Source organism: Clostridia bacterium (assembly GCA_024653205.1).
Taxonomy (GTDB): domain Bacteria; phylum Bacillota; class DSM-521; order Neomoorellales; family SLTJ01; genus JANLFO01.
This window is the reverse complement of record JANLFO010000027.1, coordinates 1-26,258: the sequence shown is the minus strand read 5'-3', so window position 1 is coordinate 26,258 and position 26,258 is coordinate 1. Positions and strand designations below refer to the sequence as shown.

The 26,258-nt window shown below is 62.4% G+C and carries 26 protein-coding genes, 6 tRNA genes and 1 other RNA gene; 29 read left to right on the top strand and 4 right to left on the bottom strand.

What is annotated here, in order from left to right:
* The first annotated feature begins 77 nt into the window (after positions 1–77).
* Genes NUV99_10990 through serS form a run of 3 tightly spaced genes read left to right on the top strand, consistent with a single transcriptional unit; the run spans position 78 to position 4,169 of the window.
* On the top strand, positions 78–1,241 hold the full coding sequence (locus NUV99_10990; GenBank protein MCR4420618.1) for an alanine--glyoxylate aminotransferase family protein: 1,164 nt from the start codon (positions 78–80) through the stop codon (positions 1,239–1,241).
* 40 nt (positions 1,242–1,281) lie between these two features.
* On the top strand, positions 1,282–2,859 hold the full coding sequence (serA, locus tag NUV99_10985; protein MCR4420617.1) for a phosphoglycerate dehydrogenase: 1,578 nt from the start codon (positions 1,282–1,284) through the stop codon (positions 2,857–2,859).
* Between the two features lie 23 nt (positions 2,860–2,882).
* On the top strand, positions 2,883–4,169 hold the full coding sequence (gene serS / locus NUV99_10980; protein MCR4420616.1) for a serine--tRNA ligase: 1,287 nt from the start codon (positions 2,883–2,885) through the stop codon (positions 4,167–4,169).
* A 392-nt stretch (positions 4,170–4,561) separates the two neighbouring features.
* Here the strand turns inward: serS and NUV99_10975 are convergent, their stop codons facing one another.
* The 4 genes from NUV99_10975 to NUV99_10960 all read right to left on the bottom strand — a co-directional run bounded on the left by NUV99_10975 (position 4,562) and on the right by NUV99_10960 (position 8,652).
* A complete protein-coding gene (locus NUV99_10975) occupies positions 4,562–7,000 on the bottom strand; it encodes a hypothetical protein (protein ID MCR4420615.1) in 2,439 nt (812 codons plus the stop codon).
* Positions 7,001–7,590: 590 nt separating this feature from the next.
* Positions 7,591–7,965, bottom strand: coding sequence for an HD domain-containing protein (locus NUV99_10970; GenBank protein ID MCR4420614.1), 375 nt, complete (start codon positions 7,963–7,965; stop codon positions 7,591–7,593).
* Between the two features lie 121 nt (positions 7,966–8,086).
* A complete protein-coding gene (locus NUV99_10965) occupies positions 8,087–8,338 on the bottom strand; it encodes a YgiT-type zinc finger protein (protein ID MCR4420613.1) in 252 nt (83 codons plus the stop codon).
* Positions 8,339–8,496: 158 nt separating this feature from the next.
* Positions 8,497–8,652 carry a DUF4258 domain-containing protein gene (locus NUV99_10960; GenBank protein MCR4420612.1) on the bottom strand — a complete coding sequence of 52 codons (156 nt, stop codon included), beginning with the start codon at positions 8,650–8,652 and terminating at the stop codon, positions 8,497–8,499.
* 173 nt (positions 8,653–8,825) lie between these two features.
* Between NUV99_10960 and NUV99_10955 the strand changes: the two genes are divergently transcribed.
* The 26 genes from NUV99_10955 (at position 8,826) to NUV99_10830 (ending at position 25,487) form a co-directional block, all read left to right on the top strand.
* A tRNA-Ser gene (locus tag NUV99_10955) sits at positions 8,826–8,916 on the top strand.
* Between the two features lie 129 nt (positions 8,917–9,045).
* The gene (locus NUV99_10950) at positions 9,046–10,368 is read left to right on the top strand and encodes a methyl-accepting chemotaxis protein (GenBank protein ID MCR4420611.1); all 1,323 of its coding nucleotides are present in this window, start codon (positions 9,046–9,048) and stop codon (positions 10,366–10,368) included.
* A gap of 9 nt (positions 10,369–10,377) precedes the next feature.
* The gene (locus NUV99_10945) at positions 10,378–11,553 is read left to right on the top strand and encodes an EAL domain-containing protein (GenBank protein ID MCR4420610.1); all 1,176 of its coding nucleotides are present in this window, start codon (positions 10,378–10,380) and stop codon (positions 11,551–11,553) included.
* Positions 11,554–12,113: 560 nt separating this feature from the next.
* On the top strand, positions 12,114–12,725 hold the full coding sequence (locus NUV99_10940; protein MCR4420609.1) for an aminodeoxychorismate/anthranilate synthase component II: 612 nt from the start codon (positions 12,114–12,116) through the stop codon (positions 12,723–12,725).
* Positions 12,704–14,161: an aminodeoxychorismate synthase component I gene (gene pabB / locus NUV99_10935; GenBank protein ID MCR4420608.1), complete on the top strand. Its 1,458-nt coding sequence runs from the start codon at positions 12,704–12,706 to the stop codon at positions 14,159–14,161. The genes NUV99_10940 and pabB overlap by 22 nt, the downstream gene beginning before the upstream one ends.
* Complete coding sequence (locus tag NUV99_10930) at positions 14,142–14,963, top strand: aminotransferase class IV (protein ID MCR4420607.1); 822 nt, start codon at positions 14,142–14,144, stop codon at positions 14,961–14,963. Before pabB ends, NUV99_10930 begins: the two co-directional genes overlap by 20 nt.
* Positions 14,964–14,997: 34 nt before the next feature.
* Positions 14,998–15,094, top strand: a tRNA-Ser gene (locus NUV99_10925).
* A gap of 5 nt (positions 15,095–15,099) precedes the next feature.
* Positions 15,100–15,177, top strand: a tRNA-Arg gene (locus tag NUV99_10920).
* Positions 15,178–15,197: 20 nt separating this feature from the next.
* A tRNA-Arg gene (locus NUV99_10915) sits at positions 15,198–15,275 on the top strand.
* Between the two features lie 19 nt (positions 15,276–15,294).
* The gene (gene tadA, locus NUV99_10910; GenBank protein MCR4420606.1) at positions 15,295–15,813 is read left to right on the top strand and encodes a tRNA adenosine(34) deaminase TadA; all 519 of its coding nucleotides are present in this window, start codon (positions 15,295–15,297) and stop codon (positions 15,811–15,813) included.
* Positions 15,766–15,857 (top strand) — tRNA-Ser (locus NUV99_10905). The genes tadA and NUV99_10905 overlap by 48 nt, the downstream gene beginning before the upstream one ends.
* 38 nt (positions 15,858–15,895) lie before the next feature.
* Positions 15,896–15,991 (top strand) — tRNA-Ser (locus NUV99_10900).
* 21 nt (positions 15,992–16,012) lie between these two features.
* An RNA gene (gene ffs, locus NUV99_10895) (signal recognition particle sRNA large type) lies at positions 16,013–16,278 on the top strand.
* A 68-nt stretch (positions 16,279–16,346) separates the two neighbouring features.
* The gene (gene dnaX / locus NUV99_10890) at positions 16,347–17,909 is read left to right on the top strand and encodes a DNA polymerase III subunit gamma/tau (protein MCR4420605.1); all 1,563 of its coding nucleotides are present in this window, start codon (positions 16,347–16,349) and stop codon (positions 17,907–17,909) included.
* A 112-nt stretch (positions 17,910–18,021) separates the two neighbouring features.
* The gene (locus tag NUV99_10885; protein MCR4420604.1) at positions 18,022–18,324 is read left to right on the top strand and encodes a YbaB/EbfC family nucleoid-associated protein; all 303 of its coding nucleotides are present in this window, start codon (positions 18,022–18,024) and stop codon (positions 18,322–18,324) included.
* Entirely contained in the window at positions 18,324–18,926 is a 603-nt protein-coding gene (gene recR / locus NUV99_10880) for a recombination mediator RecR (protein ID MCR4420603.1), read from the top strand. Before NUV99_10885 ends, recR begins: the two co-directional genes overlap by 1 nt.
* 43 nt (positions 18,927–18,969) lie before the next feature.
* A complete protein-coding gene (locus NUV99_10875) occupies positions 18,970–19,227 on the top strand; it encodes a YaaL family protein (GenBank protein MCR4420602.1) in 258 nt (85 codons plus the stop codon).
* Entirely contained in the window at positions 19,224–19,472 is a 249-nt protein-coding gene (locus tag NUV99_10870; protein MCR4420601.1) for a pro-sigmaK processing inhibitor BofA family protein, read from the top strand. The genes NUV99_10875 and NUV99_10870 overlap by 4 nt, the downstream gene beginning before the upstream one ends.
* Positions 19,473–19,530: 58 nt before the next feature.
* Entirely contained in the window at positions 19,531–20,643 is a 1,113-nt protein-coding gene (locus NUV99_10865) for a ferredoxin oxidoreductase (GenBank protein ID MCR4420600.1), read from the top strand.
* On the top strand, positions 20,618–21,361 hold the full coding sequence (locus NUV99_10860) for a thiamine pyrophosphate-dependent enzyme (protein ID MCR4420599.1): 744 nt from the start codon (positions 20,618–20,620) through the stop codon (positions 21,359–21,361). The genes NUV99_10865 and NUV99_10860 overlap by 26 nt, the downstream gene beginning before the upstream one ends.
* Positions 21,358–21,936, top strand: a complete 579-nt coding sequence (locus NUV99_10855) for a 2-oxoacid:acceptor oxidoreductase family protein (GenBank protein ID MCR4420598.1) — start codon at positions 21,358–21,360, stop codon at positions 21,934–21,936. Before NUV99_10860 ends, NUV99_10855 begins: the two co-directional genes overlap by 4 nt.
* Positions 21,937–22,004: 68 nt before the next feature.
* Positions 22,005–22,256, top strand: a complete 252-nt coding sequence (locus NUV99_10850; GenBank protein ID MCR4420597.1) for a 4Fe-4S dicluster domain-containing protein — start codon at positions 22,005–22,007, stop codon at positions 22,254–22,256.
* 154 nt (positions 22,257–22,410) lie between these two features.
* Positions 22,411–22,983 carry a 2-oxoacid:acceptor oxidoreductase family protein gene (locus NUV99_10845; protein ID MCR4420596.1) on the top strand — a complete coding sequence of 191 codons (573 nt, stop codon included), beginning with the start codon at positions 22,411–22,413 and terminating at the stop codon, positions 22,981–22,983.
* Positions 22,980–23,294 carry a 4Fe-4S binding protein gene (locus NUV99_10840; protein MCR4420595.1) on the top strand — a complete coding sequence of 105 codons (315 nt, stop codon included), beginning with the start codon at positions 22,980–22,982 and terminating at the stop codon, positions 23,292–23,294. The genes NUV99_10845 and NUV99_10840 overlap by 4 nt, the downstream gene beginning before the upstream one ends.
* Positions 23,295–23,329: 35 nt before the next feature.
* Positions 23,330–24,511, top strand: coding sequence for a pyruvate ferredoxin oxidoreductase (porA, locus tag NUV99_10835; GenBank protein ID MCR4420594.1), 1,182 nt, complete (start codon positions 23,330–23,332; stop codon positions 24,509–24,511).
* 31 nt (positions 24,512–24,542) lie between these two features.
* Positions 24,543–25,487, top strand: coding sequence for a thiamine pyrophosphate-dependent enzyme (locus NUV99_10830; protein ID MCR4420593.1), 945 nt, complete (start codon positions 24,543–24,545; stop codon positions 25,485–25,487).
* Positions 25,488–26,258: the final 771 nt, after the last annotated feature.

Below are 26,258 nucleotides of genomic sequence, written 5' to 3'. Positions count from 1 at the left end.
CCGCATGCCGGGTGGTGTGAGAGGACGGGGGCTAGCCGCCCCCTCCTACTCGATTATACGAAAAGGAGGTACGGGTTATGGAAGACAGAAGGCAGATCTTGCTCTTGCCGGGCCCGACGCCGGTGCCCTCACGGGTGCTGCGGGCGATGAGTGCTCCGGCCATTAACCACCGCGGACCGGAGTTCAAGGAACTCATCACCGAGATCACGGACGGCCTCAAGCAGGTGTACCAAACCCAGAACGACGTACTCATCCTGACTGCCTCCGGAACCGGCGGTATGGAGGCGGCCGTCACCAACTTTCTCTCTCCTGGCGATAAGGCCCTGGTGGTGTCCATTGGGTCATTCGGCGAGAGGTTTGCGAAGATATGCCGGGCCTTCGACGTCGAGGTAGAGGTGTTGGCCTACGAGTGGGGCACGGCAGCCCGCGCGGAAGAACTCGCCGAGCGCCTGAGCCGGGACAAAAACGGGGAGATCAAGGCAGTTCTGGTACAGCATAACGAGACTTCTACCGGCGTGCTGAACGATATTGCCGCCATCAGCCGGGCCAGGGGGGATCACCCGGCGCTGCTGATCGTGGACGCTATCAGCGGTCTCGTCGCGGCAGACCTCAAGACCGACGCCTGGAACCTGGACGTGGTAATAAGCGGTTCTCAGAAGGCCTTCATGATTCCGCCCGGTTTAAGCATGATCAGCGTGAGCCCTCGCGCCTGGGAGGCCAATGCCCGCTGCCGGAACCGGCGCTATTACTTCGATCTCCAGTCCGCCAAGGACTTTCTGGCCAAGGACCAAACGCCGTTTACGCCCGCGGTTTCGGTGCTCTTCGGGTTGAGGGAGTCGCTACGGATGCTCCTGGCGGAAGGATTGGAGGCGGCGCAGGTCCGGCACCGCCTGTACCGCGATATGGTCCGCGCCGGGGTCAGGGCGTTGGGTCTGGAGCTCCTGGCTGCCGACGAGGTGGCCTCGCCGGCCGTAACGGCCATTAAGGTTCCGGCAGGCATGGCTCCCAAGGACATACGCAGCCCGTTGCGGGAGCGTTTCTCGGTGGTATGCGCCGGCGGGCAGGGGAAGCTGACCGATCACATCTTCCGGTTCGGCCACCTGGGTTATGTTGATACTAACGATATTGTGGCCGCCTTGGCCGCTCTGGAGATGGTACTGATGGAGAAGGGGTTGCCGGTAAAGCTTGGCAGCGCGATAGCTGCGGCGGAAGAGGTGCTGGTTAAGTCTCAAAGAGCCTAATGCTCCGGGATCAGGAGGAGCACAACCGGGGGTGATAAGCGTGCGGGTTCTGGTAAGCGACCCAGTGGCCCAAGAGGGCATTGCGCTACTCACAGACGCCGGGTTCGAGGTAGAGGTAAAGACTAACCAGCCCGAAGAAGCCCTGCTTGAGATTATCGGCGGCTTCGAGGCGCTGGTGGTCCGCAGCGAGACTAAGGTTACCCGCCGTCTGATCGAGGCCGCGTCCAGGCTTAAGATCATTGCCCGGGCGGGCGCCGGGGTAGACAACATCGACGTGCCGGCAGCTACGGAAAAGGGTATAGTAGTAGTCAACGCTCCGGAAGGAAATACCATCGCCGCCTGCGAGCACACCCTTGCTCTCATGCTGGCCTTGGCCCGCAACATCCCCCAGGCTAACAGCCTGCTCAAGCAGGGGGTGTGGGAGCGCAAGAAGTTCATGGGGGTAGAGCTCAACGGCAAGACGCTGGGCGTAGTAGGATTGGGCAAGATCGGCAGCCAGGTGGCCCGTAGGGCCAAAGCCTTCGGGATGCGGGTAATAGCCTACGACCCTTACGTCCGCGAGGAGAGCGCCGAACACCTGGGAGTGGAGCTCAGGGACTTCAATTCGGTGCTGCAGGAGGCCGACTTCCTCACCTTCCACCTTCCGCTCACCAAGGATACTTACCATATAGTGGGGCCGCAGGAGTTCGGCATGATGAAAACCGGAGTAAGGGTGCTCAACGTGGCCCGGGGCGGGATCGTGGACGAGCAGGCCCTGTACGAGGCCATCAAGAGCGGCAAGGTGGCGGGCGCGGCGGTGGACGTTTTCGAGCAGGAACCCCAGCGTTCCAGCCCCCTCTTTGAGCTGGATCAAGTAATCGTCACCCCCCATCTCGGCGCCTCCACTGCCGAGGCTCAGGTCAACGTGGCCGTGGACGTGGCGCGGGACATCATCCGGTGCCTCTCGGGCCAGCCGGTGCTGAACGCGGTGAACATTCCCGCCGTCCCCAAGGAAATACTCGGGGCGCTGGAGCCTTACCTGGGACTGGCGGAGAAGCTGGGCCAGTTCGCAGCGCAGGTGGCCGGCGGCCGGGTCGAGGAGGTCGAAATCCGGTATAACGGCACCCTGGCACAGTACGATCTAACCAGCCTCACGAACACCCTGCTGAAAGGTTTGCTGCGGCCCACTCTGAATGATGCTGTGAACTACGTGAATGCACCCATTCAGGCCCGGAACCGGGGCATCAGGGTTTCGGAAAGCAAGTCCACGGAAATGGTCAGCTTTGCCGACCTGATTACCTTGAGCCTCAAGACCGACAGGGAAACGCTGAGCGTGGCCGGGACCCTGGCGCCCGATCGGCAGCCTCGTCTGGTGGATTTCAACGGCTACAGCATCGACACGGTTCCGGAAGGTCACATCCTGGTCATCCCGCACCGGGATAAGCCGCGCATAATCGGACCGGTAGGGAATCTAATTGGAAACGAGGACGTAAATATCGCCGGCATGCAGGTGGGCCGCAAGGAGGTCGGAGGAGTGGCGGTAATGTTCCTGAATATCGACGCGCCGGTTTCCGCCGCCACTTTGGCCAAAATAAAGGAGATAGACGGCGTACTGGACGTGAAGTACGTGCATCTATGACCCGGATAAGGGGGGATGGGGCGGTGCTGGACCTCAAGTTCGTCAGGGAGCATCCCGAATTGGTGCAGGAGGGGCTGGAGAAGCGGGGGGTGCCGCTCAACCTGGATCGCTTCCTAGAGCTGGAGAGGAGACGGCGGGAAATCCTTACCGCAGCCGAGGAGCTCAAGCGCCGGCGGAACGAGGCCTCGGAGGAAGTGGCCCGGCGCAAGAAGAAGGGTGACGCGGCCGACGATCTCATTGCCGCCGTTCGCGACCTGGGCACGCAAATAAAGGATCTGGATGCCGAGCTTGGCCGGGTAGAAGCGGAGATCCAGTCCCTCCTGTTGACCATACCCAACCTGCCCCATTCCTCGGTGCCGGTGGGCCGAGGGGGAGAGGACAACCCGGTGGTACGGGTTTGGGGGGAGCCCCCGGTGTTCTCCTTCAACCCCCGCCCGCACTGGGAAATCGGCGAGGAACTGGACATCCTGGACTTCGAGCGCGCCGGCCGGGTGGCCGGTTCGCGGTTCAGCTTCCTAAAGGGGGCCGGGGCGCGGCTGGAGCGGGCGTTGGTCAACTTCATGTTAGACCTACACGTAGAAAAGCACGGCTACGTGGAAGTGTTTCCGCCCTTCCTGGTGCACCAGCGCAGCATGGTGGGTACGGGCCAGCTCCCCAAGTTTGCCGAGGACATGTTTAAGGTGGAGGGTACGGAGTACTACCTCATCCCCACCGCCGAGGTCCCGGTAACCAACCTCTACCGGGAGGAAATCCTGGATGAGGCCGCCCTACCCATCTACCACGTCGCCTACAGCGCCTGCTTCCGGGCCGAGGCCGGCGCCGCCGGCCGGGACACGCGGGGACTCGTCCGGCAGCACCAGTTCAACAAGGTGGAGCTGGTGAAGTTCTGCACTCCGGAGACCTCCTACGATGAGCTGGAAAAGCTCACCCGCGACGCGGAGGAAGTACTGCAGTTGCTGGGTTTGCACTACCGGGTGGTGGTGCTATGTACCGGGGATCTGGGCTTCTCGGCGGCCAAGACCTACGATCTCGAGGTCTGGCTGCCCAGCGTCCAGACCTACCGGGAGATTTCCTCCTGCAGCAACTTCGAGGACTTTCAGGCTCGACGGGCAGGCATCCGCTACCGCCCGGAGGGTGGGGGAAGGCCGCGTTTCGTGCACACCCTGAACGGCTCGGGCCTGGCCGTGGGCCGCACCCTGGCGGCGATCCTGGAGAACTACCAGGAGGAGGACGGCTCGGTGCTCGTCCCCGAGGTGTTGCGGCCCTACATGGGGGGTCTGGAGCGCATTACCCGAGAAGGGGCGAGGTAGGCCGGGCCAGGGCCTACTGCCGACCGGTGCAGTGCCGCCCGGTCCGGCCCGGCGGGCGGGCGCGATTTAGGATTTGACGGGCTTTGGCCCTGGAGGCTGCGCTTTCGTGGTCTTTGACCCACGTAAGAATTCAGAACCTGGCGTGAGCTTGGCCATAGCCGATGGGCGCTGCAGAGGGGTACGGGCTGCCCTCGTGGCGTTCGGGAATATGGGCCCGTGGGGGCGGCTCGCGTCCGCCGTTTCGCAAGAAGCAGTGACCGTGTCGCCAACCTCCTCTGGTCTGAGCGAAGGTGGTCTTCCACTGACCTTGTTACTGGAGGGATACCGCAGTACTGTCCGCTAGAGTCCCCAGTATTGGGGACGACCTATGAGGATTCTCCCTCAATGTAGACTTAAGATTCACCAAGGATTCGCTCAAGGGAATCCCTAAAGACAGCTTTTACCGTCTCGTCATGTGCTTTCTCGAGTACATGCCAGAAATAATCAGCAGATCGCTTCACCTCGCCTCTGCCCAGCTTTTCGAGTAAAAGAGTCGATATGGCTTCACAAATGCGCCTTTTCACGTACTCGAATCTTGCGTCAGGAACGATACGCAACCGGTCCACAGTCAGGTTCATTGCAAAATCCCCTGATAGGTCCAAGTCGTAATGGACCACAAAGGGGTAATCGATAGATCCCGGCGCCTTCGGCCCGCCAAATGTCTCATGTTCAACAAAAAGGGGCTGCTGAACGCGAAAGCCTTGTTGCGACCAACGGCCCGTCGAGCGAAATTCCGTTGAGTACCCCTCCGTAACCCTCCTTTCCTTTCCCGAGTAGTCCACATGCACATACCCGATGTAACCGAATTCTTGCTCCAGTCTGTCATGGATCTCCTCACCGAGTTCCTCGCAGTAAAATGACCGTTCCTCTAATTCCACCGTTTCGGTGAGGTTGCCTTCGTAATCCTGCAAAAGAAGGATCCTTACTACACCGTCCAAGCCATCGGGGCCCTCCGAAGTGAGATCAATTACCACTTGGCGACACAGGTCCACCTCTGGCCCCCAAGAGGGTAGCTCCGGCAACTCCCAATCCGCCTCGACCTCATACTTTTCCCCCTCCTCGTAGACTGTAATAGGGAATTCCACATGAGGAGTTAACCACCTAACAGTCTCCCTAAGCGAAGGCTTTTGTTGTCTGTCCCTGCTCTTCCACTCTAATCGCTGTTCAGGTTTACTGATCAGGAATGAAGGTCTTTCTCTTAGCTCGAGGACTAGTTGCGTTCCTGGTCCCCCACGTTGTGATTTGCGGAACCAGAATAGACCTGTTGGACCATTGATCTCGATGTCCATGGCTGGATCAAGATCATACAAATTGTTCCTTAGTCTCCTTGTCTGCACTCTCAGCCTATCAGCAACCATGAAGACCGAAAGCACGCCGATTCCGAATGCCGAGATCGGGTGAAAATCTAAGTGCAGCTCGGCTTTCTCTCTAAAGAACCTCCCCGAACGGTAGTAACTCCTTCCGATTCGAGCGAAATGCTCCCGTACGATCTCCTCATCCATGCCCATTCCGTTGTCCTCTACGGCAAGAAGCCACTTGCCGTCCTGTTGAACCAACTCGACTGTTATCTCAGGACCGTACTGCGGCGCATTTGGGGCACTCTCGTGGAGCGCCTGCCTATGGCGGCAGGTGTCTACTGCGTTTTGCAAAAGTTCGCGAAGAAAGAGAAGCGGGTTTCCGTACAAGTTCACGCCCATGACGAGAGAAATGATGCTCTCCTGATCTAAGTGAAATCCCAGGTCCACATAGTTATATAGCGGCCCTTCCGGGCCTTCTTCGGGCCTGATATCACGAACATCGATACTGGGTGGAAGTTGGAGATAATACCTCTGCTGTATGTCCGGACATGCGGGATCGTGCATGCCGCCGAGGACACCGCGCGCAAATGACAGTTCTTGTTCTATGGTCTTTATGAAATCACGCACACACTTTTCAATAACCGGATCGGGGCACCTAGCGGAGAAGGCAATTCTCCCTGGCTTAATGTCCCATGCGCGTATGGAACGGTGCTTTTTCCATTCCTTCAGACTGACCTTGTCCCTGACGCCAAGATGTTCAAACAATATGGCAGGGGTTCGCTTCCCGTCGAAATCAAGAATATCGGCCATTCTCAGCAGCAAAGCAACGAACCGCCAGTTGACGTATTCTCCTGGTGCGCGTACTAGCTCCCAGCAAGGAACTTGTTCGAGAAAAGCGGGATCTTGCGTATGACTATAGCACACCTCTGCGAGCCGATTGGCGAAATTAAAGTCTCCGTACAGTAACCTTGCGTGGTAGCGCTCGAAGATAAACTGCCTTACCCTGTCGCCGTGGGTCTGCCTTAAATACTCACTCAGCAAGTAGGCTTCAAGTTCCTGGGCTTCGTAATGGCGGTTCTGCTGGCGAAGTCTGTGTTGTCTTTCCAGTATTGCTCGATAGCCCTCGCGGAACAACCGGTATGCGCGGTGATCAGGGTCCTCTCCGCTAGACGAACCTAATAGAAGTCGACGTACCTCGTCCTCCGAAGGAGCCATACCTATGTCATGCAAAGCCGCGGACAGTATTAGCGCTGCCAGTTCCAAGGGCCCAAGATTCTGCAAGGTGGCTTGGGGTAGGAGTCTATCCATCAACTCCACCGTTCTGACAAGGTGTTCCTCGTCATGAAGGGAGTACTGGGGCATATGACGGATCACCGTCTTGTGAATGAGCCTGCACTCTTCAAATACTTCGTCAACGACACATGCTAGCTTGTACACTGCGGGATCAGCAGTAGCACGATTGCGCAGCATATTGTAAATCGCCGTCGTCTTCACGGCTTCAAGACCCCCAGACGTGCTTAAATAGGATGCCAGGGCCGACCGCCCTAAACGGGTCGCCCGCGTGCCCCGTTTCGCAGCTGCCCCCCGAGGTAAGCGCCTCACACGGCGCGAGGTCGCCCAAATAGCTCGGTTATCCAAGTGCCAAACGGTGTAATCGCCCGCGCCTTATTCAGTCGCTCAGCTATTCCCTCCCCCGTTATATTTAGTGAATGGGCATTCCCCCACACTGGGGTGTGGGCTCCTTTCCAGGTTGTCGCGCCCTTTTTAGTCTCGTTGCTAACATTCTTCGCGCTGGTTTAACTCTCCTGTCCCCAATGGCCCCGTTAGGAAATTCAGACGGCGAACGCCCAAAAACCGGGCATGCGGCAACCCATCCAGCTCGGGGTAAGGAGACGGCTGGGAGTGGCACCAGCAACATGGCCGCCGAGGAGGTCCATTTGGCCCGGTCGATCCTGTGAAGGAAGCACCTACATCCGTCCCAGGCGCGCGGGCCACCGCCTCCGCTGCCGGGCGGTAGGCCCGGTCCTCGGTTATGGCGGAGAGCACGTCCGCCGTGGCCACCACAAGCGCCGGGTAGGAAGGCTCTACCCGCCGGGGGTAGCCCTAACCCCCGGCCGCTCGTGGTGCTCCAGCACCGCCCGCACCACCTCCTCCGGGGCGTCCGGCCAGGCTTCGCGCAGCAGGTTAGCCCCGGCCACGGGGTGGGCGTGGATTAGGGCCCGGTTGGCATGGGTAAGGAAGTGAGAGGGTTTGGCGAAAAGCTCATCGGACCAAAGGGCCTTCCCCAAATCGTGGGCTAGGGCGGCCAGGACTACCCAGGCCGGGCGCAGCTCCTCCGCGGGCGGCAGGCAGGCTAGGGTTTTCTGGGCCACGCGGGCCGTGGTAAGGGAGTGGGCAAGGAGCTCCGGGGGAGCCTTACGCAGCACTTGCAGAATTGGCTCCAGGGGTCCAACGGTCACGGCGCTTTTTCCTCCTCTCCCTGGTTTGGCCCGGCCTTTCGGCTTTCCTGTCGCGCCCGGGCAATAAAAAAGCCGGCGAAGGTGCGCCGGCAGCAAGGCGATGCTCTGTTTTCTCGGAGGCTCAGGCCTGAGCGACGTGGCGGAAAGAGAGCACCGGCACAGCGATTTCCCTGACCGGTCTTGCGCCTGATTCCAGCAGCACGTCTATAGCCTTGGAGGAGGCGGCGGATACAAGGCGTTCCCCGCAGTCCCTGCACACCTGCGCCGGAACGCCTTCAATTATCACCAGGCGGCCCTTGTGACGGAGATCAAGCTGAATTTCCCTTTCCTCCAGGGTTCCGCCGCAGGTGGGGCAGACGCCGCTGTCGCTCACTTTTCTTTGTCCTCCCTTCGCCTGATCTTGTAGTCAACCCACCTCTTCTCGTCAGGAGAGTAAACCGTTATGACGTGGCTGACGGGGGCAAGGCTTATCACCACATGCAATGGTCGTCCGTCACTGGTGCGGCCGTAGATGAGGCAACTGGGAAAGGGTCAGTCGTTCGGGTACTCCTCTATGACTTCTCCGCCCATGATTGCCGCCTCCATGTCGGCCCCAGTTATACCTCGCTCCTTGAAGCGGGTCAGGGCGTGTGCCGTCACCCGGTACTGACCCTGCGCTATCTTTTCCCTAATGCTGTCTATGTCCATACCGGTTCCCCGCCATACCGATGGTAGCACTGCGGGCTCAATAGCACAAGAAGTTTCCCGGCAAGGGCACCAATACACTCGGAGGGGAGCGGGTGCCGGCCGCCCCGAAGCCGGGAATAACTCGGGACCGTGAGGGGTTTGACCGCCGTCCCGGCCGGTGCTATACTGCTAGTGGAGGGGTGTCCGAGCGGCCGAAGGAGGCGGTCTTGAAAACCGCAGAGGTCCTGGCGGCCTCCGTGGGTTCGAATCCCACCCCCTCCGCCAAGCGGGCAAAGACTTGAAGGTGCCGACGAGGGTACCTGGCAAACGACGAGGCAAAGAGGCCTCCCTTCTGCCCGGCAGGGCACGAAGGGAGGCTTTCTTCATAACAACTGCCGGAAGGGAGGGGCACCGGTGGAGCAGGGTCCAAAGGAAGGGGTGACTGCCCACCGGGGTGGCGCCGGCGACCCCGGCCTACGCCTGGAGGGCGAAGCCGCAGCCCTGTCAGCAGCCACCCTTGAGGAGCAGTTAGCAGTGCTGACCAACGACTACCGGCTGACCGCCGATCAGATTCTAGCGGCGGTAGACCAAATAGGCCTGGTGCGGGAACAGGCGGAGGAAGCGGTACGTACTTTCCAGAAGCTGGGCAGCGCCGCTCAGGTGCTGTGCGCGTTCGGAGAAGAATTAACTCGAAGAATCCAGGGCAGCCGCGAGGCTCTTGGCGCGGGCTCGCAAGCGGTAGAGGGCTATCTTCGCACCGTGGGCCGCATAGCCACGGAATCCCGGGAGTTGCTGGCGGACATGGCCCGACTCCAAGACCGGGTTAATCGGGTAGATGAGATCCTAAGCCGGGTCGGAGATGTCGCCCGCCGTACCCGGCTGCTTTCGCTGAACGCGGCTATAGAGGCCGCCCGGGCGGGTGAGCGGGGCCGGGGCTTCGGGGTGGTGGCGGCCGAAGTCAAGGCCCTTTCCGATCAGGCCCAGGAGGCGGTACGGCACACCGGCACCGTCCTGGGAGACATTCAGGAGAGGAGCGAAGAGGTTAGAAGGCGGCTGCGGGAAGCGGGTCTGGCCTTGGAAGCCGGCTTAGATACGGGCAGGGAGGTCGGCACCCGGCTTACCGAGCTGAAGGGAATTCTGGATGCGGTTCAGGGCCAGGCCGATCAAACCCAGGAACAGCTTAGGCAGTATCTGGAGGAATTAGGGCGCGCCGCTCAAGTGGTAGAGCAGAGCTTCGGCGGGATCCGGCAGGTGGAGGAGATGCTGCGCCGTCTGGCCCAGCACACTCAGAAATCGGCGGGCCAATGGGCGGACCGTAGACTCGGAGAAGGGGAGAAAGGCGAGGTAGGGAAACTAGAGGAGTCCAGGCTGAGGCGTCTCTTCGGTTCCTTGCGCGCCCTGGCCGGCCGCCCGGAGCTCAGCCGCCTGGAGCCCGAGGTTCACCGCCGGGTATTGGGCGAGTGGTTGGCCCGGGCCGGGGAGGCAGAGGCGGTCTATTCCTGTCGGGCCGACGGCAGCTTTATCTTTTCCGAGCCGCCGGCCGGTCTGGCCAATGCCCGGGTGCGGGCTTGGTGGCAAAAGGCCATAGCGGGGGAAGAGTACGTATCGGGAGTATACCTGTCGGCCATCACCCGCAGGCCCTGTCGCACCTTATCCCTGCCCATTCGGGATTCCCGGGGGACGATCCTGGGGGTCCTGGCGGCGGACGTGAGCGCCGGGCCGCTTCCGGAGGGGTGAAAAGCTGCTTTGGCTATCTCGGATTACCGGATCGTGCCCTACTTTCAACCCGTATTCGCCGCTGACACCGGCACCGTCTGGGGCTACGAGGTGCTGGGGAGGAAAGTCGGTCCCGAGGGGGTAGAAAGTCTGGGCCCGTTCTTTCACGATCCCCACGTGCCCGGCGAGGAGAAATTGGCGGTGGACCGGACCCTTCGGCGGCGCGCCCTGGAAAGGTTCAAGAGAAGCGGTCTGGAGGCAAGACTGCTTCTTAACATCCAGCCCCAGTGGCTTATCCCTCTGCTTACCGGACAAAAAAGGCCGCCTACACTCCAAATTCTGGAGGAATTAGACCTTCCGGCCGAGCGAATCGTCATCGAAATCAGCGAGACCGAGTTCGCGGGGGATCTGGAGCAACTGGCCGAACTAATAGCCAATTATCGAGCCGCCGGGTGCGGTATTGCTGTTGACGACCTTGGAAGCGGTCTGAGTAACCTGGACCGGGTTAGTGCCCTCCGTCCGGACTTGCTTAAGGTGGGTGGCACCCTGGTAACCAGAGCGGTCAGGGAAGAAGCTACCCGTTACCTGCTTAGGGCTTTGGGCGGGTTTGCGGAACGGGCCGGATCGGCGCTGGTCATAGAAGGGGTCGAGAGCCCAAATGAATTACGTCTAGGGCTGGAAGCTGGGGCCCGTTTCTATCAAGGCTACCTCCTGGGCCGCCCGCGGCAGGACCTGGTGAGAGAAGGGGAATACCCCCCGCTCTTAAGAGAGGAGTGTAGGCGATTTGCCCTGGAGGAGTCGCAACTGGAGAGTTGGCGCTGGGCGCAGATGCGGCATCTGGAGGCCATAGTAGCCGATTTCTCTGAAGCTAACGCGGCGAACCTGGCGGGCTACCTGAGGCGACTGGTGCCCCGCCTGCCCCCGTTCTGCCTGCGGGCTTACGTCTGCGCCCGTAACGGCGAGCAGGTAACGCCCAACTACGAGAGGGTAGGGGACACCTGGGTGGAAGTGCCCGAGTTTCTGGGCCGCAATTGGTGTTGGCGGCCCTATTTTGTGGGAGCGGTCGCGGCCGCGGGTGCCGGCCGGCCGACCGTATCGGAGTCTTATCTCGATCTGCATACCCGCCGCCGGGTGTGGACTTTTTGCCGGCAGCTGGGAAAGGAATGGTTTCTCTTCATCGACGTAGGAGTGGACCAGGGAAAGTGAGGTGGGGTACTTCCTTTCTCCCGCGCAGGAAATCGATCAGAGCCGTAGTGTCCAGCAGAAAGCCTCTTGGCCGGGGCTCAGCGGGTTTCATCCAGGGTTTTCATCCTTTCACCGGCCTTCCGGCGCAGGCTCTCGACCCAGGCCCTGGTCTTCTCCGGGGTCTCGAATTCCGGGTAGTCTTCCTCACGGAAGATTCCTCTGTACTCTCTGAGGGTCCTGCCTTGCTTCAGGCGCAGGAGCGCTTCTTCTGTGGCGTTAACTATGAACTCGCTTCGCTTGCCCCGGCCAACTGCCCGGTTTAGCTCGCGCAGCAGGCTTTCGGGAAAGCGCGTTCCAAGGCACTCAAGGGAGCACCTGGGCCCGTGCCGGGCTGAATGGGATTCGCGGGAAGCAAGGACCCCTTGACGGCCTGGTCGGCGCCGGCTATGCTTACTACCAGGACGAGCTAGCAAGCGTGGTCAGCAGGGTGCGGGCAATCCCCGCGGGACGCTATAGGCTGGGAGGCGAACCAGCACGAATGAACGTGCTGGTTTTTTTATGCCCCTTAGGGGGTGGTGCTAGTGCGATTGCTCGTGATCGACAACTACGATTCCTTCACCTTTAATCTGGTTCAGTACCTGGGCGAGGTGGGCGCCAGGTGCGTGGTGCGGCGGAACGACCAAATTACCCTGGACGGGATTGTGGAGCTAAACCCGGAAGCCATCGTCATTTCCCCCGGCCCTTGTACCCCCAACGAGGCCGGGATCTCCGTGGAGTGCGTGCGCCGCTTCGCCGGCCGCTACCCCATCCTGGGGGTGTGCCTGGGGCATCAGGCCATCGGTCAGGCCTTCGGCGGCCGGGTGGTGCGGGCCCCTTACCCCGTGCACGGCAAGACTTCGGAGATCTGTCACGACGGCCGCGGCCTCTACCGCGGGCTTCCCCGGCCCTTTCGGGCGGCCCGCTACCATTCCTTGGTGGTGGAGGAAGAAAGCCTTCCCGGGGAACTGGCGGTGAGCGCCCGCAATGCGGAGGGGCTGGTCATGGGGCTACGCCACCGCCGCTATCTGGTTGAAGGGGTGCAATTTCATCCCGAATCTATTCTTACGCCTCTGGGCAAGCATATTCTGGCCAACTTCCTGGCTCTGGCCCGGGAAACGAACGGAGGGAGGGGGTGGGTGGCTTGCAACACCTAGACTTAGGCGCGAGGTGGTCCCCCGAGGAACTGGGCATAAAGGTGGCCGCCCAGCCTAACAGTTTCTGGCTGGACAGCGGCCTTAGTCACCGCCGTTACGGCCGCTATTCTTTCTTCGGTTGGGACCCCTTCCTGGTGGTGCGGAGCGAGGGCCGGCGGGTCAGCGTCATCTCCGAGGGGCGGGAGCGGACCGTGGCTGCCAACCCCTTCGAGCTGCTGAAGGAGTTGTTGGCCGCCTATCGGCTTCCCCCTCAACCGGAGCTGCCGCCTCTTTGGGCCGGAGCGGTGGGTTATTTCGGCTACGATCTTTGCCGCCACCTGGAACGCTTGCCCCGCACCGTAGCCGACGACCTCAATCTCCCAGATCTTTGGCTGGGCTTTTACGATCGGGTGCTGGTATACGATCACCGCTACGGCCGGGCAACGGTATTCTCCACCGGGCTTCCGGCCCCGGATGGGGTGGCCCGACGCCGCCGGGCTCGGCAGCGGCTGGAGGAGGCCCGGGCGGTTCTAGAAGCTCCACCGCCGGGCGGAGGCGCGTCGGCGCGGCCCGAACCGGGCCCGATTACCATAGGCTCCAATTTCCGGCCGGAAGACTACGTTCGGGCGGTGGCCCGGGCCCGAGAGTACATCTTTGCCGGAGACATCTTCCAGGTCAACCTCACCCAGCGGTTTGAGGCTCCTCTGACCACCGATCCCTTGAGCCTTTACCTGCGGCTGCGGCGCCTCAACCCGGCGCCCTACGCCGCCTACCTGAACCCCCCGGGGATGGCGGTGGCCAGCTCCTCGCCGGAGCGGTTCCTGTGCCTACGGGGCCGCCGGGTAGAAACCCGCCCCATAAAGGGAACCCGGCCGCGCGGCACCGATCCGGCCTCCGACCGGGCCCTGAAGCGCGAACTGTGGGCCAGCGAGAAGGACCGGGCGGAGCTGGCCATGATCGTGGACCTGGAGCGCAACGATCTGGGGCGCACCTGCGAGATCGGGTCGGTGCGGGTGCAGCGCCTTTACTGCTTAGAAACCTACGCGACGGTGTTCCACCTCGTGGCCACGGTGGTGGGAACCCTGGCTCCGGACCGGGACTTTCTCGACTGCCTGGCCGGGTGCTTCCCCGGCGGCTCTATCACCGGGGCTCCCAAGATTAGGGCTATGGAGATAATTGACGAGCTGGAAACCGTGTCCCGCGGCGTGTATACCGGGGCCATAGGCTACGTTTCCTTTACCGGCGAGGCGGCCGACCTTAACATCGCCATCCGGACCATGGTGATTAAAGGGGACCGGGTCTACTTCGGCGCCGGCGGGGGAATAGTGGCCGACTCCGTTCCCGAACTGGAGTATGAGGAGAGCGTGACCAAGGCCCGGGCGCTGATGGCCGCCGTGCAGGGCGGGGTGCGAACGGCAGGGGAAGGGAGCGGTGTCTATGGGGTGGGTCTGGGTTAACGGCCGGCTGCTCGGGGAGGCCGAGGCCGCGGTTCCGGCGGGGGACCCGGGCTTCTTATACGGGGAGGGGCTCTTTGAAACCCTGGCGGTTTGCCGGGGCCGGCCGGTACTGCTGGACCGGCACCTGGAACGCCTGGCCGCCTCGGCGGCGTGGCTCGGCCTGCCGTGCCCGGACCGGGGCATGTGGTTAAGGGCGCTGGAGGAGGTTACAGCCGCCAATCAGGTGGATGAGGGCTGGGCCCGGCTGGTGCTCACCCGAGGGGCGGGACGGGGATTGGCGATAGCCGCGGCGGGTAGCGGCCGGCGCTACCCGGAAGAGGATTACCGCCGGGGCTGGCGCGCCATCATCTCCTCCTACCGTCAGGACCAGACCTCGCCCCTCTGCCGTCTGAAGACCCTGAACTACCTGCCGCACCTATTGGCCCGCCGGGAGGCCCGGGAGCGGGGGGCGGACGAGGGGTTGCACCTCAACCTGGCGGGAGAGGTGGCCGAAGGGGCCTACAGTAACGTGTTCCTGCTTCGGGAGGGGGAGTTGGTTACCCCCCCGCCCGAAAGCGGCCTGCTTCCGGGCATCACCCGGGCGGCAGTGATGGAACTGGGGGTGGAGTTGGGGCTGGTGGTGCGGGAGCGGCCGGTGCGGCCGGAAGAGTTCACCGAGGCCGAGGAGGCCTTCCTTACCAGCTCCTTGGCCTGGATCATGCCTCTGGTGGAGGTGGAGGGCCGCAGCATCGGCAGCGGCCGGCCGGGGCCCATAACGCTAGCCTTGGGCCGCGCCTACCGCCGCCGGGTAGAAGAAGGTTGATTTTCGGTCTGCGGCCGGGTATAATTACAGGTGCGGAGAGATGGCCGAGTCGGTCGAAGGCGGTCGCCTGCTAAGCGATTGTACAGGTGACAAAGCCTGTACCGTGGGTTCGAATCCCACTCTCTCCGCCAGCCGCGCGCCCGTAGCTCAACTTGGACAGAGCGACAGACTACGGATCTGTAGGCTGGGGGTTCAAGTCCCTCCGGGCGCGCCATTTTCTTTGCGGCGTTGCTCGCGCCCGTAGCTCAGCTAGGACAGAGCAGCGGTTTCCTAAACCGCGTGTCGGAGGTTCGAGTCCTCTCGGGCGCGCCATTTTTTTCGGGGCGAGGCGATTTTGGAAGCGGAGAACCACGAGTTCTTCATGCGGGAGGCCCTGCTGGAGGCCGAGCGGGCGTTGGGCTTGGGCGAGGTTCCCGTAGGTGCCGTGGTGGTCGCGGGCGGAGAGGTACTAGCCCGGGCCTGTAACCTACGGGAGAGTCTTCGGGACCCCACCGCCCACGCGGAAGTGCTGGCGCTGAGGGAGGCCGCCCGAAAACGGGGGAGCTGGCGGTTAAACGGTGCCGCCGTCTACGTTACCATCGAGCCTTGTCCCATGTGTGCCGGTGCCCTGGTGCAGGCGCGCGTGAGCCTGCTGGTCTTCGGTGTCCGGGACCCCAAGGCTGGCTCCGCAGGGAGCCTGGTGAACCTGGTTCGGTTTCCCGGGTTTAACCATCGCCTGGAGGTAGTGGAAGGGGTCCTGGCCGAAGACTGCCGGCGTCTGATCCGAGGGTTCTTTGAGGCCAAGCGTAAGCAGCGGGATCGCGGAGAGGTGGCTGAGTTGGCTGAAGGCGCTCGACTCGAAATCGAGTAGGCGAGTGCATCGCCTCGTGGGTTCAAATCCCACCCTCTCCGCCAGGGGATTGAAAACTGAATAACTGCCGCAAGGTAAGCGCGGAGAGGTGGCTGAGTTGGCTGAAGGCGCTCGCCTGGAGAGCGAGTAGGCGGATGTTGAGTCTGCCTCGTGGGTTCAAATCCCACCCTCTCCGCCATATTATTCGGGTAGCGCGCGGCCGTGCTAGACGGGGAGGTAGCGGTGCCCTGTAGCCCGCAAGCCGCTAGAGCGGGGTCGAATTCCCACCTGCGGGCTGTCTCCTGTGGGGACCGACCGGGGTAAGTGGCGAGGAGGGCCGGGTCCTGCGCGGCGCGGACTTACGAACCCCGTCAGGTCCGGGAGGAAGCAGCGGTAAGTAGGGCCCCGCGGGTGCCGCAGGAGTGCCTGGCCGGAGTTAACTGTCTCGGTACCGCCCGGAGGGGCAGGACAAGGGTGGGTGCACGGCCGCGTATTTGCTCGGAAGGCTGACGGCCCGGTAAACGGCGAACCGGGCCTTTTTTGCGAGGCGATCTATGTACGTTGCCTTGTATCGAAAATGGCGGCCCCAGACCTTTGCCGCCGTAGTGGGCCAGGTCCACGTCACCCGTACCCTGCGCGAGTCCTTGCGCCAGGGGCGGCTGGCCCATGCCTATCTCTTCGCCGGACCCCGGGGTACGGGTAAGACCAGCACGGCCAAGATCTTTGCCAAGGCCCTCAACTGTCTGGCCCTGGCGGACGGAGAACCGTGTAATCGGTGCCCGAACTGCGTAGCCATTGCCGAAGGTTCGTTCTTGGACATCCTGGAGATGGATGCCGCCTCCCACCGCCGGATCGACGACGTGCGGGAGTTGCAGGAGCGTCTGCCCTTCGGGCCCGTGCAGGGCCGCTACAAGGTATACATAATCGATGAGGTTCACATGTTGACCCCCGAGGCCTTTAACGCCTTGCTCAAGACCCTGGAGGAACCGCCGGCGCACGTGGTCTTCGTGTTGGCCACCACCGAGCCCCACAAGATACCGCCGACCGTGCTTTCCCGCTGCCTGCGTTTCGATTTTCGACCCCTGAGCCCACGGGAGATCGGCGCCTACCTCCTGGAGGTGGCCCGGGATTCGGGCCTGGAACTGGAGGAGCGGGCGGCCTGGGCTCTGGCCCGTCTTGCCCGGGGCGCCTTGCGGGATGCCTTAAGTCTGCTGGAGGAGTGTGCGGCCTACGCCGGTCCGCGGATCACCGAGGCAGAGGTTCAGGCCGTATTGGGGCTGCTCCCGGAGGAGCAACTGCTGGCCCTGGGTGAGGCCCTGTGGCGCGGAGACCCGGCCGGGGTGATCGAGCTTCTGGCAGAGGCCTGGAGCCAGGGGAGGCAGCCCCAGGAAACGGTGCGAGAACTCCTGAGTTACCTGCGAGACTTGCTGGCGGTAAGGCTCTGCCCGGGGCGATCCGACCTGATAGGGCTTTCGCCTGCCTCCCATGAAGTACTGCGGGCCCACGCTTCCCTCGCCTCCCCGGAGCGGGTGTGGCGGGCAGTTCGGGTACTGGCCGAGCTGGAGCCCCAGCTGCGGCTTACTTCCCAGCCGGAGGTTCTGGTGGAATTGGCGCTTCTGGAGGCGGCGGAGCCGCAACAGGGGGCGGAACCGACGGCCTTGACCGCGCCAGCGTCGACCGCGGGTCTCGCCGCGCCGTCCTCGTCCGCCGAGGAGTTGGCGGACAAGATGCCCCTACCGGAGGCGGGAGCAGAGTGGGTCCCGGTGGAACGGGTAAATTGGTGGCCCCAGGTAATGGCCGCCGCCCGCCGGGCCCCCAGGCTGCGGGCCCTCCTGAGCGGGGTAAAGGCGGTGGCGGAAAGAGGGGAGAGACTGGAGTTAGGGGTCGGAGCGGAGTTTCACAGGGAGGAACTGGAGAAACCGGCCAACAAGGCCGCGGTACGGGAATTGGTAGCTAAGATTCGCGGGCGAACTCTCGAACCGGTACCGGTGCTAGTTTCCGCGGCCGGAGAACGGCCTCCGGAGACCGGATCCGGCGAGCGTAGCCTGCTGGAGGAGGCCCTGCAGCTCTTCGGCGGCCGGGTGGTGCAGCATTGGGACGGACCGGATGCGGAATAGAAGCGAACGGCCGAGTGGCCCCTGCTTCCGCCCTGGGGGTGCCTGAGGGCCGCCGACGGTGGCATGCCAGAGAAGAGAGACAAGGAGGATTGGTCAAGTGGGTTTCGGCGGTATGGGTAAGATGCTCAAGCAGGTGCAGAAAGTGCAGGAACAGTTGGCCAAGATGCAGGAGGAACTGGCCGAACGCCAGGTGGAAGCCGGGGCCGGAGGCGGTGCCGTTCGGGCGGTGGCCAACGGACGCCAGGAGCTGGTGGCAATAGAAATTGCCCCCGAACTGCTCCAGGAAGGCGATGTGGAAATGCTTCAGGATCTGGTTCTGGCGGCCGTCAACGAGGCCCTCCGCAAGAGCCAGGAGATGGTGGCCGAAGCTATGGGGAAGATAACCGGTGGGCTCAAGCTGCCGGGGTTGCCCTGATGTGGTATTATGCCGAGCCTCTGGCCCGCCTGATTGAGGCCCTGCACCGGCTTCCGGGCATAGGGCCCAAATCGGCGCAGCGTCTGGCCTTTTACCTCCTGGGGTGTTCGGAGGAAGAAGCCCTGGCCCTGGCCCGGGCCATAACCGAGGCGCGGGCCAAGATAAGGCCCTGCAGTGTTTGTGCCCACCTGACCGACATTGACCCCTGCTCTTTCTGTCGTGATCTTGCGCGGGACCGGAGTACGATATGCGTGGTAGAGCAGCCCCGGGACGTGGTGGCAATCGAGCGGACGGGAGAGTTTCGAGGACTTTACCACGTCCTGCACGGGGCGCTTTCGCCCTTGGACGGGATCGGACCGGAGGAGTTGCGGATAGCCCAGCTGATCAAGCGTCTGCAAGGCGGGGAGGTGCGGGAAGTTATTCTGGCCACGAACCCGAACCCCGAGGGCGAGGCTACCGCGCTTTACATCGCCCGGCTCTGCCGGCAACTGGGAATAAGAGTAACCCGCTTGGCCCACGGCCTGCCGGTGGGCGGAGACCTGGAATACGCGGACGAACTCACGTTAGGCCGGGCCCTGGCCGGGCGGCAGGAACTGGTATGATTTTCCCTCCCCGTGGCATAAGCTAACAGCGGGGAGGATTTTTATGTCTGGCAAGGGTCGTGATCGGCCCGAACGGGGTAGCGGCGCGGATGCCGGCCCGGAACTGATCCAACATCTGGTCGACGCCTACGAGGAGTGGCAGGCAGCCCAACGCTTCTTCTCCGAGGTTGCCGAGCAGGAAATGGTGGAGTGGGCGACGTTTTACCTGAAGGCGTGCGAGGAACGCTACCGCTACTTGTGGCGTAAGGCCCGGCAGGCCGGGCTGCGCGTCCCGGTGCTGGTTCGGAGGGGATGGGCGTGAGTAAGTGGCTGGTGGTGGCCGGTCTGCTGTTGGCGCTGCTGGTAACGGCCTGGGTCCGTCCCTGGCGTTTGCTGGGCCGGGTAGGCTACTGCGCTTTTCTCGGTCTGGTGTTGGTGGGGGGCTTTAACCTGGCCGGGCCCTACCTGGGGTTGGCCGTACCGTTAAATGTGGTTACGGTGATGATCGTGGGGCTTCTGGGCCTGCCCGGGCTCGCCGCCCTTATCCTGCTGCAGCTGACGCTTTAGGCCCCAGGTATTAACCTCCTCGCGGGAGTTCACACTACTCTCGGAGGAGGTGGTGCCGGTGGGCGGCACCGAAGAACGGGTCTTCATCACCGGTAACGAAGTAGTGGCCCGGGCAGCTCTGGCCGCCGGAGCCGAAGTAATGTACGGCTATCCCATTACTCCTCAGAACGAGATCATGCATCACTGGGCGCGCCTGGCCCAGCGACACGGCCGCAAGTTCCTCCAGACGGAAGATGAATTGAGCGCCGGTTATGCCACCATCGGGGCGGTTCTGGGAGGAGTGAAGGCCTTTACCGCCACCGCCGGACCGGGTCATGTCCTCATGCAGGAGCCCCTGGTCATGGCGGAAATGATGGGCCTGCCGCTGGTGATGGTCATCTGTCAGCGCGGCGGCCCCTCTACCGCTACCGTCATCTACTCCCAGCAAGAGGTAAACCTGGCCTGCTTCGGAGGCAACGGCGAGGGGTTCCGGGTGGTATACTCGGCCGCCGGACTTCAGGACCTCTACGATTATACCCTGAAGGCTTTCGGCACCGCCTGGCGCTATAGGATTCCCACCTTGGTACTGAGTGATGGTTATCAGGCCAAGATGCGCACGGCGGTTACCCTTTACGATCCTGCCGAGCGGGGTGTGGATGTGGGCACTCCGCAGCCCATCTTAGGGGCCCCGGGCACACCGGGCAGGGACAGGCCTCCGGTACACCTGCGTAATACCTACAACCTGGAAGAAGAACTGCTGGCCCTGGTCCAGGAACGGGCCCGATTCTTCGAAGCCCTGGCCCGAGAGGCAGCAGAATACGAAAGCGAGGAAACGCAGCGGGCTGAGGTCCTGCTGGTGGCCCACGGAATAGTGGCCCGCGCCGCCAGGGCGGCAGCCGCCGGATGGCGTAAGAGAAAGGCAGCCGTAGGTTTCTTCCGGCCCATCACCCTGCGCCCCTTTCCGGGACAGGCCCTGCGCCAGGCCGCAGAAGGCTGCCGGGCGGTGTTGGTGGCCGAGTCGGCGCAGGGACAGCTGGAGAGGCTGGTACGAACCGAATTGTACGGGAGTGAGGTGCCGGTCTATTCTTATCTGCGCCCGGGTATGGGCATAACCCCGGAGGAATTGGAAATAGAGATAGAAACCCTGCTGATCGGAGGGAAGAGAATTGCCCGTGCGGCCACCGATGCCTAAGGTGTGGCGTAGAGAAAGCAAGCCCCACAAGTTCTGTCCCGGCTGCGGGCACCCTCTGGCCCTGCGGGCCTTAGGTGAAGCAGTAGATGAGCTGGGCTGGGAGGAACGGGTAATCATAGGCTGCGACATCGGCTGCAGCCTGCTGGCCTGGGACTTCTTTAACCTCGACACCCTGCAGACCCACCACGGCCGCACGCTACCGGTGTTGGCCGGGCTTAAACGGGTAAGACCTGAGTTGGTGCCGGTGGCCTATATGGGCGATGGTGGTGCTTATGCCATCGGGGCCCAGCACCTGGTAAGCGCCGCCAGCCGCGATGAACCGGTCTTCACCCTGGTGGTCAATAATGCGGTTTATGCCATGACCGGGGGGCAGATGGCCCCTACCACCATACCCGATCAGAAGACCGAGACCACCCCCTTCGGCCGGGACCCGGAATGGGCCGGTCCGCCGCTTCGGGGGGCGGAAATGGCGGCTGCGGTCAGCGGACCGCAAGCCTATATAGCGCGGGGAACGGTAGCCGACCTGCGGCAGCTCAAGCGTTTCGTCCTGAGAGGCTTACAGAACCGTCACTTCACCTTGATCGAAGTGCTGTCCACCTGCCCGACCAACTGGCGCACCCAGCCGGGAGAGACGTGGGAATGGGTGGAGAAGGTGATGCCCCGGTATTTTCCCTTGGGGGAGATTAAGTCCGGGGACCGGGAGGTGCCCGAGGGATGAGTCTCAAGCGTCTGGTCCTGGGCGGCGAGGGTGGACAAGGAGTGCAAACGGTGGCCGAGGTCCTGGCCGAGGCCGGCTACCGTAGCGGACTAGAGTCCTTGTATATCCCTAGTTTTGGAGTGGAGCAACGAGGCGGGGTTTCCCTTGCCTTTGTGCAGCTTGGAGATGAGCCCATAGCCGCGCCGCGTTTTCAGAAGGCGGATGTGGTGGTGGCCCTGAGCGACCGCGCCTTGGAGCGGACCGCCGGCTACGTCGGACGGCATTCTATCTTTATCTACGAGTCCTCCGCCGCGCCCGACCCTGCCCGTCTGCCCCGTGATACGGGAAGAATCCTGCCCCTTCCTGCGGTCAGGCTGGTTTCCGAAGGGCTTCACCCCCGGGTGTTCAATATCCTTATCCTGGGGGCGTTGGTTGAGGTCGTCGGCATGGTAGGGAGTGACGAGATCAAAAGGGCCTTAGAGGATCGTTTGGGGTACCGGTTCGTGCGCCAGCCCGAACTTCGGGAACTCAACCTTCGGGCTCTGGAGATGGGCCAAGAGGCGGCGCGAGAGCTGCTGCGTCGGGCGCAGAATTAGGAGCACAAACGGCTTTACGGACTGCGACGGTAGAGTGAAATTACCCGGGTATCAGGGAGGCTAACGAGTTGGGCACCGCCGATTTTTCCTACCGCACTTACAGAGACGGCAAAGGCATTTTTCACCTCTTCCCCGGCCTCTGCAAGGGCTGCGGTCTCTGCATCCAAAAATGCCCGGTGGACACCATAGGTTGGTCGAAGGTGCTGGGCTTCTTGGGCACTCCCACCGTAGAGCCCGGCCACGGCAAACCCTGTATTGCCTGCCGGCGCTGCGAACAGGTTTGTCCTGACTGCGCCATCCGCATTGAGAGAGCGTCGTGAGCCGCTGTCCCGCCTGGACACCCAAAATTCCCGCTTTTTCGGCATACTAGACAGGTTTTTGGCCTTGTGATAAAATCCAAGTTAAAACTTCAAGGGGCCCGGCCGGAGGGAACGGCGCGCCTCTAAATTCTGCTGTTGTGGGAGGTGTGACCGGGTGGAAGAGCTTACCGAAATTCGCTGGCATGCGCGCGGCGGTCAGGGTGCTGTCACCGCGGCAAAATTGTTGGCCGAAATGGCGCTGGCGGAAGACCTTTATTTCCAGGCTTTTCCAGAATACGGGCCGGAGCGCATGGGCGCGCCTATTCAGTGTTTCAACCGGCTGTCCAAGATCCCGATCTCCATCTATACCAGCGTAGAAGAGCCGGACCTGGTGGTAGTAGTAGATCCCACGCTGCTGGGTACGGTGGACGTGACTCGAGGTCTAAAGCCGGGCGGCGGATTGCTGATTAACAGCTCGAAGAGCCCCGCCGAGTTGCAGAAGGAACTGGCGGTCAATAATCACCGGCTTTTCACCATAGATGCCACCCGGATTTCGCTGGAGGCCATGGGTCGGGCCATGCCCAACACTCCCATGCTGGGGGCTCTTCTGCGCGTGCTGAACGTAATTCCGCTGGAAGTAGCCGTGGAGTATCTGCAGGAATCGTTTGCCCCCAAGTTCGGACCCAAGGTGACGGCCGGAAACCTAACCGCACTACAGCGCGCGTTCGCGGAGGTGCAAGGAGTATGAAGTGGGACATCACCGGGATTGAAGCCTGGCCCTGGGACCGTCACCCCTTGGGGCTGGCCGGCCTGGACCCGGGCAACAGCGTACTGGTGAGGACGGGGAGCTGGCGGACCCAGAGGCCGGTTTGGGACGGTGAGAAATGTAATAGCTGCCTCATATGCTTTATTTTTTGTCCCGAGGGCTCCATACAGGTGCAGGAAGGGAAAATGATAGGCATCGACTACGATCACTGTAAGGGTTGCGGCATCTGCGCCGCCGAGTGCGGCCGCAAGGCCCTCGAGATGGGACCGGAACATGGATCGACGGGAGAGTAGGGACAACAGAAGCGGCCGGAGGAAGGAGGTAGCGTATGGCTAAGATCCTGGCTATAGTGGGAACCGATGCGGCCGCGGAAGCCATGCGGCAAATAGATCCGGAAGTGGTCGCGGTTTACCCCATCACCCCCCAGACGGCCATAGTGGAGAAATTCGCCGAATACGTGGCCGAAGGGCAAGTCAATACGGAAATGATCAACGTGGAAAGCGAACACAGCGCCATGAGCGCGTGTATCGGGGCGGCGGCCGCGGGGGCCCGGGTCATGACCGCCACCTCCTCACAGGGCTTGGCTCTGATGTGGGAGGTGCTTTATGTGGCCGCCGGGCTGCGGTTGCCCATCGTAATGGCCAACGTGAACCGGGCACTCTCGGCCCCGATCAATATCCACTGCGACCACAGCGATAGCATGGGCGCCCGGGATAGCGGCTGGATACAGCTCTATTCCGAGAGCGCGCAGGAATTCTACGATAACCTCTTGCAGGCGGTGCGGGTGGCCGAACACCCCGAAGTCCGGCTGCCGGTTATGGTCTGTGTGGACGGCTTCATTATTTCTCACGCCATTGACCGGGTAGAGGTACTTGAAGACGGTCAGGCCAGGGCTTTTGTGGGAGAGTACCAGCCCTTACCCGGCTACTCTCTCTTAGACGCCGGGAGGCCGGTGAGCGTCGGCATGTTCGACGGGCTCTACGGCTATTACTACGAGGCCAGGCGCGCGCAGGAAGAGGCCATGGCGCGGGCGCTGGAGGTTATCCGGCAGGTGGGTGAAGAATACGGGCGGATCTCGGGCCGCTCCTACGCCCTATGGGAGGAATATGGTCTGGAGGATGCCGACATCTGCCTGGTAGCGCTCAATTCCGCCTGCGGTACTCTGCGCAGCCGCCTGGCCGCATGGAGAGAGCGCGGCGCCAGGATCGGCCTGCTGAAGCTGCGGGTATTCCGGCCCTGGCCGGAAGAGCAGCTGCGGGAGAGGCTGGCCGGGTTCAAGACCGTGGCCGTGTTCGACCGCGCCCTCACCCTGGCCGGCAACTGCGGGGGCCCGCTGTATCGGGACGTGGCCGCCACCCTTTACGGTCTGCCGCACCCGCCGCAACTGGTCAACTACATCTACGGCTTAGGGGGGAGAGACCTTACCCTGACCATGGTGGACGCAGCCCTGAAGGGTCTCACCGAAGAAACCAAGGAGAAGCCGGTGCGCTACCTCGGGCTGCGCGTTTAGTTTCGGGAGAGGAAAGGATGGTGAAAGCATCGTGGCCACCCTGGCCGAATTGAGTAACCGTCGAGAGTTGCTGGCCAGCGGGCACCGTCTCTGCGCCGGGTGCGGAGCTCCCATTGCCGTCCGGCAGTTCCTGCTTGCCTTGCCGCCGGAAGCGCAGGTCGTGGTCTGCTGCCCTACAGGCTGTCTGGAAGTATCCACAACCATTTACCCCTATACCGCCTGGCGGTGTAGCTATATTCACAACGCCTTCGAGAACGCGGCGGCGACCCTGTGCGGAGTGGAAGCCGCCTATGCTGCCCTGAAGCGGAAGGGAAAGATAGAGGCCGATTTTCGCTTCGCGGCCTTCGGTGGTGACGGGGGCACTTATGATATCGGTTTTCAATCCCTCTCCGGGGCCATGGAGCGCGGCCACAAAATGATCTACGTCTGCTACGATAACGAAGCCTACATGAACACCGGAATTCAGAGGTCCGGCGCCACGCCGCGCGGCGCCTGGACCACCACCAGCCCTACTGGTCAGGCCCAGGCGGGTAAGCGCGAGGGCCGCAAGGACCTGACGGCCATAATGGCCGAGCACAACCTCGTCTATGTGGCCCAAGCCTCGATCAGCCACTGGCGGGATACGGTGGCCAAGGCAGAGAAGGCGTGGGAGTATTCCAAGGAAGGCCCGGTGTTTGTCAACATCTTGTCTCCCTGTCACCGTGGCTGGCGGTTCCCCATGGAGAAAACTATCGAAGTTGCCCGCCTGGCGGTGCGTACCCGTTTCTGGCCTCTGTACGAGGTGGAAAAGGGCCGGTGGCGCATTACCGTGGACGTGGCCAACCCACTTCCGGTTACGGAATGGCTCAAGCCGCAGGGCCGCTTTGCCCACCTCTTCCGGGGCGAGGGTAATCAGGAAGTGCTGCGCGCCATCCAGGAAGACGTGGACCGGCAGTGGGCCAAACTCCTGAGCCGCTGCCAGGGTGGTGCTGTCTGAAAACCCTTCGGCCGTGGCAGACACCGAAATAGGGAAAGCGGCCGGGACCGGGCGTTCTTATCCTCCCCGGCCGCTCCTGCGTTGTCTGTGGCCAACAAGCTTTGCCCGCGGGCAAAGCCGATATCCCTAGGTTGGGTTTTGACCGAGTGATTTCGGGCCTGATGTATCCTCAGTTTGCGTTCCCGGCAGTCCTGGTTCTCCCTCGTACCGGTCGCTTAGCCGGCCGAACTAGGGTTCGAGCTTTGCGCTCGGGCGGGCTTCCCGCTTGGGCGCCGTCCGTCGCGCCGGCGCGGCTCCGGCCGTCCAGAGGCCTGGCGCCCGCCTTCGCGCTCGCTCCCGCCGAGTTCGGTGCCCGGCACGCTTCAGGTTCTCGGATAAACCATGACTGCCGACAGAAACTGAGGATTACTCAGATTCCGGGCCCCTTGACTGATGGGGGGGTGCGGTGTTATAGTTGAAGTCGCGCCGTCGGGGAATGACCGGCGAGGGAGCCGGAGCAGGCCTTGACGACATAGCGAGTGCGTGGTAAACTTAAAAATGCGCCGTGAGGCCGGTCTTTGAGAACTGAACAGTGGCAGAGCAAGCGGGTCCGGCGTGTAAGTATGGACGACGCTTTGAAGCGAGCTGGGGTTAAGCCGGTGTTCCCCTGGGTTTTGGGCGGGGGGGCACGGGGCCATTAGAGAGTGGAAGCGAGTAGGCCGGTGGCAGCCGGTCTATAAGCGAGCGGATACTCTTTGGTGGAGGGTTTGATCCTGGCTCAGGACGAACGCT